Source organism: Haladaptatus sp. SPP-AMP-3, assembly GCF_049568665.1.
GTDB lineage: Archaea > Halobacteriota > Halobacteria > Halobacteriales > Haladaptataceae > Haladaptatus > Haladaptatus paucihalophilus.
Genome location: NZ_CP145902.1, coordinates 316,035 through 328,876, shown reverse-complemented (window position 1 = coordinate 328,876; position 12,842 = coordinate 316,035). Strand labels below are relative to the sequence as shown.

The window sequence follows — 12,842 nt, the reverse complement described above, 5'->3', positions numbered from 1 at the left end:
GCGAGAATTTTGATTATAGAGATAACGATGCTTACGAATGCTATCTAACAAATTTACTAAAATCTTAACACTCCATATAATTCTTTATTTTTGTCATCATATTCCAGTTTAACGTGGGTAGTGGATGAAAAATATTGGTAAAGTGCGACACATCCGTAGCGCGCCGAGAACTTGAAGCAACTTGGAGAGTATTTAATCCCGTAAACAAGTCAACCGATCAATTAGGTCGAAGAATGACCGACGTCGCTTCGTAATCTTCTAAAATCGTATTTTGCCCTCCAACGCTGACCTCGCCCGCATCGGTCTCAATGTAGAGACTTGTCTCCAATGTGTGTTCGTTAGTCGGTGGTTCGACGAGTGCTTGGCGAATTTGGCTCACTGTCCCGGAGATTGTCTGTCCATCGGTCGTTTCGATGTCCGCCCAGAGATCCATCCCCGACTTTTGATGCAGCCGTGCGTGAAGAACTGCCTGCCAAAACCACTCGAACGTTTTCGGGAGCGAATCTGGTTCAGTGACGAAGACTTCCTCCCCTGCCAGCCAATAGGCGCTAAAGAACATTCCGCGAACAGAGCCTGCTAAGTGTTGTTCCGAGACTGCGACACCGTCGCCGCGATCGTGAGTTCCAGACAATAATTGAGCATCGCCTATCAAAACTGACTGTGTTGTCTGATGCCTTTTTGACTGGGTATCTGTTGCAAACAGAAACAAGACATTCTCGCTCCAACAACGAACAACATCCGCGGCACCTCTATATCGATTTCGCGCTTCTTCAAGATTATCCACGTCTTGGATGAGAAGGAAGACAAGGAGATCTCGCTCGATCGCATCTTTTAGCTCTGATTCTATTTCTGGGTATATCTGTTCCGGAATTGCAACGATGACTTCTCTTTGGGCTTTCGAGATGGCGTCTCGCAGTCGTTTGATTGCGGTTTTTTGAGACTTTACCATCTTCAGTTCGGGAGTCCGAGGTTCTGTGTCGTTAAACCGCTCTTTGAGAACCGGTGTGATCGAATCTATTCGACTTGCGAGGGTTGTCATCGATTCTTCCGGCGGTATGGCACGAATTGTCTTCGGCGACGCGTGATCGTTAACGCGAACTAAGCCACGGTCTTCCAACCGATCGGTGATGGTGTACACTGCTTGCTGTGTGACGTTAGCGTCGTCCGAAATGGTACCTGTGGTTGCTTCACCTAGCTCTAAGAGGGTGAGGTAGACATCAATCTCCTTGTCGGAGAATCCGAACTCGCCTAGCTCTTCTCTAAGCATTGCGTCGTTTGGCGCACCGTTCCGAGACATTATACTGGTAGTTGGGACTCAGAGATAATTTGGCTGTTCATTCGTGTGAAGTCGTCTGGGGCGTAAATGACCTTATCTTTATTGGTGCAAACTCTTGTGAAATCGCGTGCCGTTCTGGGAGTCGCAACAATTCCGACGATGCTGCTCTATGGAACTGCAATCGGTACCGTGAGTTTGCAATCTCAAACGACCCTACACCGTTTGCTCGATGTGGCGTTCCTTTTGCTTAGTTATGTGCAGTTATCACATGGCTTGACGCTGCTCGGACTTGTTGCTCCTACTGTGTACCGTCACCGCTGGGGTGTCGAGAATCGGATATTGAACGGGAGTTAGGGCAGTATACTGAGTCCAGTTTGCGTCGTTTAGCGGCTAGTTCGGAGGAAAATAATGTAATAGGTGGTTTGTACAAAACGGAACGGTGTGCTAGTACACTTTCGTGGCTACTGATGCCCCACTGCCATCGGAAACCGAAACGGTGTCACCGCCGTTGTTCCACACGGCAGTCGAGCGGCCCCAGAAGACATCGCTACTCGTGTCTGACCCGCTCCCCGAATGAAGCGTTACCGTCTGGCCTGGACTGAGCGTCAGACTTGAGAACGTGTACGTCTTCCCCGATTCGTCCGTAACGGTCCACCCGGAGAGATCGATCGATGTGGAACCAGTATTTTCGAAAACGACGTATTCGTCGTTCAGATTATCGTTGTCGTTCCCCGCTGCATCCTCGTGAATCTGGGAAATACTCACAGACGCACCACCGCTACCAACATTTCGACAGGTCCACGCATTCTGTTCGGTGTTCTGGGCCGACGATTCGGCACTGTAGTAGGAACTACTCTTGGAGAATGCCGCGTCGTATACCCGGGCTTGGCCACTCTCGATGAGTTTGTAGTTGTAATCCTCACCACCGTAGTACACGTAGGCGAGAAGACGACCATAGTAACCTCGGTGGTCCGATTCGGAATCGAATTTGAGCGTTATCCGTTTGCCTTCGAGGTTGTTTTTCATGAACGCCTTCGCGTCCTCCCCCTCCGAGTGGAGACAATCCTTTCCAGCCTGTGTATTTGGAACGCCTTCCCACTCATCGGGCGTATTTTTACCGTACGTTTCTGGGGTATCGACGCCCAACAATCGAACGGTATCGGTGGTTCCGTTTTCATATTGGACGTCGAGGGTATCGCCATCGACGACGTTCGTTACCGTCACTTGTTGGCTACCGCTTATCTCAGCGGTGGCCGGTGTGACGATGATTGCGACTGTTACGCCACAGACGAGTAATGTCGATAGCAATACTACAGCGAGCCCATCTTTAGTGCTATTTTCCACAATTATGAATTAATACCTCTTTTTAAATAAATTTGTATTTGTCTACTAGTGGAATAAATAGGAGAATATATCCGCACTGAACTCGGTCGGGATGGGAGTTCACCGGTGGATATTCTGTTCACTTCGACAGTAACTCAAGTGAGAGTTCCCCGTCTGGAACCCGATACTGTACTAACATATCTCTCTCAGCTTCAGCTGAATCTTCCTCTTTATCGACTTCATAGACAGTGTAAGTACACTCCTCTTCGGAAAATTCGACGACCGAATAACCGTGTTTGTGCCAATTCACATATTCGAGGTGGTCGTTTTCCTCTTTCGCTATCGCGGCCAACGCCTCTTCGTCCCAGTCGCTGGGAAAGTCCACGACATCGGCCGCGTTCACGCTCGTAACCGATGGTGTCATGAACTCGATACCGACGGTATCCATATTCCACGAAACATCCCCGTAGCCTGCATGCTGATAGCCGGCCATCGAGCAGTGGAGGTCCCCGGTGAGCGTGATGAAATTCTTGAGACCTGTATCGTCGACGGCACTCATCAGCTCTGCGCGCTCGGCTTGGAAGCCGTCCCACGAGTCGTGAAGAAATTCGACTTGATACCACGTTTCTCCGGCAGTCAACGGCATCGTGAGTACTTCATTCGCCCACGTCGTCCACCGTGCCGATGATTCGGAGAGGACCTCTGTGAACCACGATTTCTGTTCGGAACCCAGCATCGTCCGATCCGGATCATCTTCGTTGGTGCAGGTGACCGTTCGGTTTTCGCAGGGGGGACCATCACGAAAGAGGCGCTCGTCGGTAAGAACGAGGTCCACGAGGTCGCCGAACTCGAACCGTCGCCACAGTTTGAGCTGTTCGTGAAGGTCGTCCTTCGATGGGTCGTACTCGACACGCATCGGCATATGCTCGATCCACGCTTGGATCCCGTTCGCGGTGATCCGAACGGCAGCCGAAGGGTCCGAGCCGTTTTCCTTGTTGGGAACGACCGGAGCGTCGGTTGCGTAATCCCAGTATCGGTTGTTTCCGATTTCGTGATCGTCCCACCCCGCGATGAGGGTGTGTCGTTCGAGAGCTGATTGGAGGAGCGAATCGGATTTGTATGTCTTATAGAGGAAGCGAAAGTCGTCCAAGGATTCGGCGAGGCTGGCACCGCTCGGAAGGTCGAAATCGCGCCCCTCCTTGATACCCTCCGTGGGAGAGACGTACGCTCCATCGGAGGATTCGTAGATGAAATCGCCGAGGTGTACGATGTAGTCGACGGGTTCGTTGGCGATGTGTTCGAACGCACCGTAGTAGCCGTTTTGGTAATCTTGGCAGGTGACGACCGCAAACGAGAGGTCTTCGACGTGTTGCTCGGTGGTCGGCAACGTCCGTAGGCGGCCGGTTCGACTGGCTACCCCGCCGTAAATGAATCGGTAGTAATAGAAACTGTCTGCGTCGAGTTCGCCGTCCAAATCGACCTTGACTGTGTAATCCCGCTCTGTGGAAACCGCCGTCGGTTCGACCGTTCCCTCGAAAACCGGATCGTCGAAGGTCGAACGACGGGCTACCTGAATGCCGACGGATTGCTGTTCCCGATATGCCGTTTTGGCGATTCGAGTCCAGATGATCGCTCCCGAGTCGGTCGGCCCGCCACTCATGATCGACTGTGGGAACGTCGTATCCGGGTCCGCGGTCGGGTCGTACGAAAAGACCTCTTCGGATCGATTTACGTTCGCAGTCGTCGGCTGAGCAATCGTTCGCTTTGCAAGGAGGCTAGATAGCCCTCCGGCGGCGGTTGTTCCAGCGACGCTACGGAAGAATCCACGACGGTTGATTTCCTCACTCCCAGAATCATTATCGGATTCCATAATTTGATTCAATTACACCGTAGATATATATTTAATGGAAATATTATATATAGTGATTTAGAGCCATATTTTCCGGTATTTCGTCGAAATATAAACGGTCACATATGCAGGCCCGAACCGTTCGACACGGAAAGACGTCGAACACGCTGAAAGTCGAGGGTGGGTTGTTCCTCGAAAGACCCCGATTTCGAATGGTACGAAAGAGAGACACACTATCCAATCTGCTGCTGGCCGTGTTGATTCTCACGGCAAGTGGCTACTTTGTAATCGGAGGACAGTCGGTTCCGACACCGAACGCCGGAATTCAGGATTACGGCGACTGGGGAACCGTCACCGACCACCGCGTCGAGGTCATTACGACCTTCTGGACGGACAACCCCTACCCAATCGACCTCACAACGGGCGAATTTCTTCACACCCGCTATTCCCTCACTCTCAACGGGGTTTCTATCGCGGAAGGCTCTCGAGATCGTATCGACCTCCCACGCGGAAACACGTCACAAACACAAACGACGTACATTCATACCGACCGACTCGCTGCGTGGTGGGTACGCTTTCTCAGCGGTAACGAAACTCTCGACGCGACGGTAAACGGTCAGGTTCGCATCACTACGCCGATTGTGAACTGGACGTACGGGACGACGAAATCGGACACGCAATTCGAAGATCGAACGCCGATCCTCGATTCGATTACACGCGTCGTCGAACGAACGGAGGGACGGTACGTCACTAGTCGCCGGAGTCCTATTTCCCATCGACAGGTCGTCGTCGGTGCAAAGGTCAAAGATGCGCGAGCGACATGGGGACGAATCGATGCGAAACGAACGACGCTACTGATACACTATCGGATTCATAATCCGAGCGATACGGTTCCGCTCGCCGTCGACTCAACGGGACTTAGAATGTCTCTCGCGATGAACGACATCGAGCTGTTCCACACCGGGAACGGGGCCCTGTCACCGGAGACAGTGAATGCGACATCGCTCATCCGTCCCGGCGAAACCCGTACCGTTACCTTCGCAATCACGATGAACAACGATCGAGTCGACGATTGGTTTCGGTCACACGTACGACGCGGCGAACGGTCCGACATCGATGTACGAGCACACCTCGTGCTGGACCCACACGGAACCGGAGAGACGGTTCGCACTCCGAACGACAACGTGACGTATCACTGCCGTATGCAAACCTCGGTTCTCGAGGACGATCAACCCACGGCAACCACGTGTGGTGATTCCGGGAAACGACCGTGATTCATCGTCCGGGAGGAGTCGTCGAGTGGTCGCGGGATTTCAGGGCCGAGGAGTAGCCTTCTGCAGTGCCGCTTAAGTAATGTTCCCCCCCGTAGTCCGCCGACCGCGACAGCGAATCGACATCGAGTCGAAGTTGCTGGGAACGGCGTGAATCGAGATTGCGAAGGAGACCATTGATAGCGCGGATGTGTTCGTCCATCGTCGAAACCGATTGGCGGGCACGGTTTGCCATCCTCTTTTCAATACTTATGTATTCTCCCGATGCACAATGGATTTCTAGTACTCATTATTTCCAATCACTCGTTATCGTTACTTTTTTGTGCTTATTTTAATCAGGAATCTTTCTAAGCTGGTACCTCGCGGCATCAGGATTAATTCCATTTGCTTTATCTTTTGCACTCTCAGATGCACCTCTAGGTAGGGATCCAACAATAGTAAGTGCAATCAATTCGTTGCTGCTCTCTCCCGGGTCGTATACTATTATAATTGGAACGGTAGCATTCGTAAGCGGAATGAGTATCCGGCACGTGCGAGGACGACCCATAAAATCGGATGAGACAGTTTGAACGACCGTCTTAATAGCCAAGAATCTGGCTGAAAGTACCCTTTTGCCGTGAGCACGATAATCGTTATTGCAATCTTATTGGGGGCTAAAAGGTATGGAATTATAATCTCGTTGAACAATTTTATAGATAGTATGAAAATGGAATAAGGACTGGGCGCTTGGCGACTACTTCCACTCTAATAAGTATGAAGTTGATGCTCTGCTCCATTAAACCGAAAACGAAAATACATAAATTCGATACGCTTGCCAGACTCTCTTAGTTCTGCTTAGTGCAACATGGAGCAGTGAGACGAACTCATTGAAGTCACCACCGATACCCACGAGAACCCCGAAGCCCACCAGTACACTGTCTCCATCGACGATGTGACCAACGAACTGATAGCCTGCACCTGTCCGCACCACGTCCATCGGAACGCCTTTTGCAAACACATGGCCGCCGTCGAGAACGTGACTGACGACGGGACGCTCAATGCCTTCCCCTCGGGGGGCGACGACGACGCCGAACCGGAAGACTGCGATTGTGACGGTCTCGGTGGCTTCCCGTGCTGGCCATGCGTGCGAACGGGACGAAAAGAACTGCCGAACTAACCACCGCTTCAGCTCTTTTTATCCATGGCACGCCAATTGACATTCACAGATATTACCGACCAGCGAACGCTCACCGAAAGCGCGGATGCACGACTAACAAATACGACGTAATTCAGACGACGAAGACCGTCTTACTTGATGTCGTCAAGTACAGACAGTGCGTGACTGGGGTCATCCACTGTGTGTTGCAAGTCTTGGGAGACCACCGCCAACAACAAGCAGTACGAAAAACGAGATCATAAAGGCCGTATTTTGAGCGATGCCGTTTGATTTCAGTAAGAATTCGACTGCGTACGCTACGGGGAGGGCTACGACGACAAAGGCGATTGTTTTCCAATTTTCATGGCTTACCATCGATATTTTTGGATAAACGTCTCATTCAGAAATAATTTGTGTGTAGTAACGATCACGCCGCAGAGCTGTTTCTTGCCGATTCTACTCAAAGCAATTTCGGAGTAATAAGGTTGCAACAAAACTTCTTGGTAGTACTACGAATTCGGCGACGCAGATCACGGCACAACGTTAACCCGATGGACGGATACGTTCGACACCTCACAGTACTGTAAAGGGTTCACTTCGCCGAACTGGTGGGTGATTTGTGAGGAGAGCAATGGACAATCTCCGCGATAGAGAATTAGACACGAGGAAGATTATTGGGAAGTATTGCTTCTTGTCCGAGTCATTTCTATCGTGTTTGCATCGGAATTCAGATGGAGTTTGGTTAGTAGCCAATACTAACTTCAGACACCCATAGTGAAACTTCTCACCTACTATAGCCAACCAAAACTCGTTGAAAAGCCTCGGGAGAGATTTGAACTCTCGACCGACTCCTTACAAAGGAGTTGCTCTGCCAGCCTGAGCTACCAAGGCACTCCGATATCAAAACGCACCCAACAAAGGCTTTCTCCTTTCCTTATCTCTCGCTACCGTAATTGATTCTATGTCCTCCTTCCAACTGGTATATCACGTAACTAGTTGACACACAAGAACTTTGATCAAATAGAAAAGACTTTCAAATAATGCTCCAACGTCCGGTACAGCGCACTCTCTTTGATCTCGCGTGTGGGATTTATACTAGCATTCTTGCAACAGTGGTCGTTGCGCTCCTCACGAGCACTCACTACTTTTCACCCATTTCACTCATTACAGCATGCCTCGGCTTCTTGTTTGGTATTGCTCTTGCAGTTGTTCGAGACGATCTCGCTGAATCGCTTGTTCGCACTCGTCTCTATCTCATACTCTCGATCGGACCATTCTTTGTGTATCTGATCAGCGAAGGTGTTACCGCATTTAGCATGGGTCCAGATTCGACCGTACTACAGAATTGGATCGCCGAAGCTCTACTTCTCACAATTGCTGGATTCTTCCTCTATGTCACAACGATGAACTACTATGCTGTGGTCCTCCGCCGTCATGAAGAAGTTCTCATTGAGTGGTTTGGGCGACCAGATACCTCGTATCTCCGTTTCGTTCGACTATTATCGATCGTGGGCGGTCTCATCTTCCTTGTGAGCGGATTCATACTCCACATCCCGATAGAACCAATTCAAGGTTTGTTCCCCTCGATCGGAGGCGTTCTCTTGGGCAATGCAATTGTCATAGGAAAAGCCAAGCACTACACCTTGGTTAAGAGCGGCCTTCTGGTAAAGCGGAGTGGCACACTCAACAACCGGTTTATTCCACGCGATCAGCTACGTTCGGTCGAATGCGATGGGGATGTTCTCACGCTTCATCGGGGATTACCGTGGCCACTGCCATTTCGATGCCGACTCGCATCGATTCCAAATTCTGACTCGGTTGTCCAGTCACTTCAGAAGTATGTAAACGAAAATTAGAACAAAGATTTCTACCGAGAGAGGACACGGCGAATCGGGGTCTAAACGAGATACAATGCGATTGTCGCACCAAGGAATGGCGTGAGAGCATCACTGACTGTGTGAATATTGCCGATGAGGAGATTGACGAGTACAGCAATGATTCCAACGAGAACAGAAAACGCCAGACGCTGCTTATCGAATAAGAGTTCTCGAGAGGAGGGAGATGAGCGAGCGGAGTTTGCTGTCATACAAATCTATTGGATAGTGTTCTGAATAAACATTACGAGTGGATCGAAATTAGCGTATCTCTATCTTTTTGAAGAACATTCAACACCCACTAAGTTATCGTACCGATGAATTGCTCTCTTTGTTCCCGAGGGTGAATTTGCCCATGTTCGCGGACGAGGAGAATCTGTCGCGCTCGCAGTTGGTGCCGGTGCCGCCATCGTTGGTGGCTATCTCGGGAGTATCGACCTCTCATATCCGTGGTTCGTGGCAGCTGCGGTGACTGGACTCGGGACTATCGTGCTTCTCACGATGGATGAACCAGAGACGTACAAAGAAACTGATACTGACGAGTTGAGCATCCGCCGAACTGTTGGAATCGTCAAGGATGCGCTCTCCCGCCGAAATCTCCGGGCGTTTATCCTCTACTACTACGTCCTTTATGCCGCCGTCACGTATCTCATATTCGTGTTCCTCCACCCAATATTCCAGACGGTCGTCGTGGACCTCGGTGTATCCCAATCCCAAGTCGAATCGCTGCTAGGATGGTTCTATGCGGGCTACAGCCTCTTTGGACCAGTGCTCAGCTATTACACGGGTGCAATCAAGGAGTACGTTGGTGTCCGGACGTGGTTCCTCGTTCTGCCATTCGTTGTTGAAGTGGCGCTGGTTGGGATGTACTTTGTTCCCGTTCTTGCTCTTCCGACGTTCTTAGTTGCACGGGGTCTATCTGATATGACACGGTCGTTCGCCGGCCAATACGTCAACGACCGTATTGGGACCCTTGGTCGGGCGACCGTTCTGAGTGCGATGGCGATGGTGAGCGGCTTGGCAGTCGTGCCATTTCAACTTGGTAGTGGCGTTATCTCCGACTCTGTATCACCGTTGTTTGCATTGGCTATTGGTGGAGTAGTCCTTATCACTGGCTCGGGAGCGATTCTTCTATGGGAAGTTCCAGTAGCTGATAGCTCTTCGAGCTCGACAGGCCAGAGTACACAAAGCCATATTTTTAGCTAACGATGATAGATTCAAGATTCCCATCCAGAGCCTTAATTGGAATACAAATACATTTTGCTACTTTTCAGCTCTCGCAGTTAGTACGGTAGGTTTATCCCAATATCGTACAACGGTATCAGTAGATGCAACGACGGAACTTCGTCTGAGTAACTGGCACGCTCGGTGCGTTACTCCTTGGAAGTGAATCGGTAAGTGCGAGGCACGCGGATCATCCCGCGCAGCAAAACTCGTGTGCGCGCCCCGCACCGAAAACCAAAACAGTCCTCCATCTCTCGAGCGGCAACTCGATGGCCCACAAAGGTGCCCTGATGAACGCAAAGAACCTTCTGGACGATGAGAGTGTTCCTGTTAAGGATCTCGTCGTATTAGCGAACGGCAAAGGGGTACAACTCTACACACCACCGACCGATGACAACGAGTTCGCAGACCAGATCGCGTTGCTCCAAGACCGTGGCGTCACGTTCCGTGCTTGCGAGAATGCAATGGAGATGCTAGGCCTCACAACGGACGATCTCCTTCCGGGAGTCGAACGGGTCCTGTCTGGTGTCGGTGAACTCGCCCGCTTGCAAGCACTCGATTTCGGATACATCAAGGCCCCCTAGCACAAAAGCACGATGCCGAATCAATATTCTAACACGTGGAGACAATACCTATGACAAACCTCGATCGCCGTGCCTTCCTTGGCACACTAACGACAGCAGGACTTGGAGCAATTGCTGGCTGCACGAGTAGTAACCAGACTAACCAGAACTACGAGACGGGTGGGAACGAGAAGCAACTCCGTCAAGCAGCGACGACGTATTTGACGAAAGCTACCCTCTACAAAGCACCCAACTGTATGTGTTGTGACGGACACAAGGAGTACCTCGAATCAACAACAGATGTGGATATAACGGTGAAAGAGGTGGATAACCTAATGAACGTAAAGTCGAGATTCAACGTTCCGGGAAATCTCGTGAGTTGTCACACATTGGACATCGGGAAATACATTGTGGGAGGTCACATCCCTCGAGAAGTAATCGGAAAGCTTGCACTTGAAAAGCCGGACGTCCTTGGCATTGCACTCCCAAAAATGCCGGCGGGGTCACCCGGAATGGGAGGCGAAAAAACCGAGGAGTTCGTCATTTCCGCGATGAAAAAGGATGGCTCCTATCGCAAGTTTATGACTATCTGATACCACAAACCGATGAATGGGAGTATTCACAGCGCGTAAATGCACCAGCATACACCGCTCATTTGAGAGGGTAACAGTTATTTCGAACTAGTGGAGAGTACGAGCGCATCGTTTCGATTAGCGTGATAAATTGAAAAAATATCGTACCGATAGCTCGTGTGAAGATTCATCATCCATCCGTTTTCCACGATTATATCCACAGGTAACAGATCCGTTTCTCCGCACGCTCGTCAGTGGAGCGGAACCGCTATTGGAACGGATCGCATTGATTGAGCGTGTTCCGAAGAGTCCCTACCCCGTTACGTATTTGACGACACGGGCCATTCCCGCCTCCAAGTGATAGAGGTTGTGACAGTGGAACAGCCAGTTTCCGGGGTTGTCCGCGAGGAAGTCGAATGTCACTGATCCCATGTGACCCGGCACGAGAACCGTATCCTTCATCGCGTCCTCGACACGGAAGAAGTGCCCATGGAGGTGCATCGGATGAAGCACCGGACTCCGATTCGTCATCTTCACGCGCACGTGTTCGCCTTCCCGTATCTGTAACGGGTCGGCGTCGGGGTATGCCTGCCCATCGATGAGCCAACTATATGAATCGCCCATCTCGGGCGACAGGGTCAAATCGAACGTTCGGTCGGGGCTTCCGCGGAGTTGCTTCGGAATCTGCTTTGCTCGCAGATCACTATACTGGAGTGTCTTTCCCCACGAGTTGAGACGGGTGGGTGACCCCGACGTATTACCATACCGGAGGACTGCACGAGCCGGCTGTTCGTCACCATCGACTGCCTCCCCTCGTATTTCCCATGCACCGGGATTCGTTGCTTCGACGACGGCATCGTAGCGTTCGCCAGCACCGAAAACGAACGAATCGACCGGGACGGTGTCAACAGGTTGTCCGTCGGCGTGCGATATCTGTAGTTTATGTCCGGCAATCCCGACACGGAACGCTGTCGCACTGCTTGCGTTGACGAACCGTAAGCGAACTCGTTCTCCCTCCGTCACGTCGAAGGAAGCAGGGTCTGCTGGAAGGCGTCCGTTTACGAGCAAGCCGGCGTACGGTGGGCGTTGGTCACCCATCATTCCACCGCCACCCATACCACCCATGCCACCCATTCCGCCACCACCACTCGACGATTCTCCGAGCGGTTCGGGTGCACGGGTGAGATAGTCGTCGAAGAGGAGGATGTATTCGCGGTCGTACTTGACGTGTGGCGATTTTTCTTCGATTACGAGCGGTGCGTACAGTCCACGATCAAGTTGGAGGCCAGCATGGCTGTGGAAGAAGTACGTTCCCGCCGGTTCGGCCCGGAATTTGTACGTGAATGTTTCATTGGGTTGGATAGGCTGTTGGGTCACGTTCGGTACGCCGTCCATTTGGTTGGGAACAGGAAGCCCGTGCCAGTGGACCGTCGTTTCCGCAGGAAGCTGGTTCTGCAAGTCGACGCGAACGACGTCGCCTTCGGTGACGCGGAGTTCGCTGCCAGGGAACGCCCCGTTGTACAGCCAATTCTGTGCAGACGAAGAGGCGGGCGACACTGTACCAGGGAAGGCAGTCAGTGTGGTTTGTACGTCCGGGTTGCCCGACACCGCCGTCCGTGGGGCGACTGTCTTTTGCTCGTCGAACGGTGTGACAGAACTGGAGGTACAGCCAGCGAGGGCACCAATTCCTGTGACACCGAGTCCACGGAGAAGGGCGCGTCGAGAGAGACGTGAGTCGTTCGTCATCGGTTGGCG

The 12,842-nt window shown here is 51.6% G+C and carries 11 protein-coding genes, 1 tRNA gene and 1 pseudogene; 6 read left to right on the top strand and 7 right to left on the bottom strand.

All coding sequences use genetic code 11. From position 1 onward, the window contains the following. Positions 1 to 217 precede the first annotated feature (217 nt). The 3 genes from V5735_RS24425 to V5735_RS24415 form a co-directional block, all read right to left on the bottom strand. Positions 218 to 1,297, bottom strand: a complete 1,080-nt coding sequence (locus V5735_RS24425; protein ID WP_423747338.1) for a TrmB family transcriptional regulator — start codon at positions 1,295 to 1,297, stop codon at positions 218 to 220. Between the two features lie 423 nt (positions 1,298 to 1,720). After that, positions 1,721 to 2,620 carry a lamin tail domain-containing protein gene (locus tag V5735_RS24420; protein ID WP_423747337.1) on the bottom strand — a complete coding sequence of 300 codons (900 nt, stop codon included), beginning with the start codon at positions 2,618 to 2,620 and terminating at the stop codon, positions 1,721 to 1,723. 118 nt (positions 2,621 to 2,738) lie between these two features. Continuing rightward, positions 2,739 to 4,469, bottom strand: a complete 1,731-nt coding sequence (locus V5735_RS24415) for an alkaline phosphatase D family protein (protein ID WP_423747336.1) — start codon at positions 4,467 to 4,469, stop codon at positions 2,739 to 2,741. A gap of 104 nt (positions 4,470 to 4,573) precedes the next feature. On the opposite strand from V5735_RS24415, the gene V5735_RS24410 reads away from it, so the two are divergent. After that, entirely contained in the window at positions 4,574 to 5,722 is a 1,149-nt protein-coding gene (locus V5735_RS24410; protein WP_423747335.1) for an LEA type 2 family protein, read from the top strand. A gap of 1 nt (position 5,723) precedes the next feature. Here the strand turns inward: V5735_RS24410 and V5735_RS24405 are convergent, their stop codons facing one another. Then, entirely contained in the window at positions 5,724 to 5,954 is a 231-nt protein-coding gene (locus V5735_RS24405; RefSeq protein WP_423747334.1) for a hypothetical protein, read from the bottom strand. Between the two features lie 630 nt (positions 5,955 to 6,584). Here V5735_RS24405 and V5735_RS24400 point away from each other — a divergent pair. After that, positions 6,585 to 6,875: an SWIM zinc finger family protein gene (locus tag V5735_RS24400; protein WP_423747585.1), complete on the top strand. Its 291-nt coding sequence runs from the start codon at positions 6,585 to 6,587 to the stop codon at positions 6,873 to 6,875. A 796-nt stretch (positions 6,876 to 7,671) separates the two neighbouring features. Here the strand turns inward: V5735_RS24400 and V5735_RS24395 are convergent. Next, positions 7,672 to 7,745, bottom strand: a tRNA-Thr gene (locus V5735_RS24395). Positions 7,746 to 7,894: 149 nt separating this feature from the next. Here V5735_RS24395 and V5735_RS24390 point away from each other — a divergent pair. Next, entirely contained in the window at positions 7,895 to 8,710 is an 816-nt protein-coding gene (locus V5735_RS24390; RefSeq protein WP_423747333.1) for a hypothetical protein, read from the top strand. A 41-nt stretch (positions 8,711 to 8,751) separates the two neighbouring features. Here V5735_RS24390 and V5735_RS24385 read toward each other — a convergent pair whose 3' ends face one another. Next, a complete protein-coding gene (locus V5735_RS24385) occupies positions 8,752 to 8,940 on the bottom strand; it encodes a hypothetical protein (protein WP_423747332.1) in 189 nt (62 codons plus the stop codon). A 127-nt stretch (positions 8,941 to 9,067) separates the two neighbouring features. Between V5735_RS24385 and V5735_RS24380 the strand changes: the two are divergent. The 3 genes and pseudogenes from V5735_RS24380 to V5735_RS24370 all read left to right on the top strand — a co-directional run. Beyond that, positions 9,068 to 9,934 (top strand): annotated as a pseudogene (locus tag V5735_RS24380) (MFS transporter); the annotation flags it as partial. A 308-nt stretch (positions 9,935 to 10,242) separates the two neighbouring features. Continuing rightward, the gene (locus V5735_RS24375) at positions 10,243 to 10,536 is read left to right on the top strand and encodes a DsrE family protein (protein ID WP_423747331.1); all 294 of its coding nucleotides are present in this window, start codon (positions 10,243 to 10,245) and stop codon (positions 10,534 to 10,536) included. 50 nt (positions 10,537 to 10,586) lie between these two features. Next, positions 10,587 to 11,108 carry a DUF411 domain-containing protein gene (locus tag V5735_RS24370; protein WP_423747330.1) on the top strand — a complete coding sequence of 174 codons (522 nt, stop codon included), beginning with the start codon at positions 10,587 to 10,589 and terminating at the stop codon, positions 11,106 to 11,108. Between the two features lie 291 nt (positions 11,109 to 11,399). Here the strand turns inward: V5735_RS24370 and V5735_RS24365 are convergent, their stop codons facing one another. Next, on the bottom strand, positions 11,400 to 12,833 hold the full coding sequence (locus tag V5735_RS24365) for a multicopper oxidase family protein (RefSeq protein ID WP_423747329.1): 1,434 nt from the start codon (positions 12,831 to 12,833) through the stop codon (positions 11,400 to 11,402). Between the last annotated feature and the right edge of the window lie 9 nt (positions 12,834 to 12,842).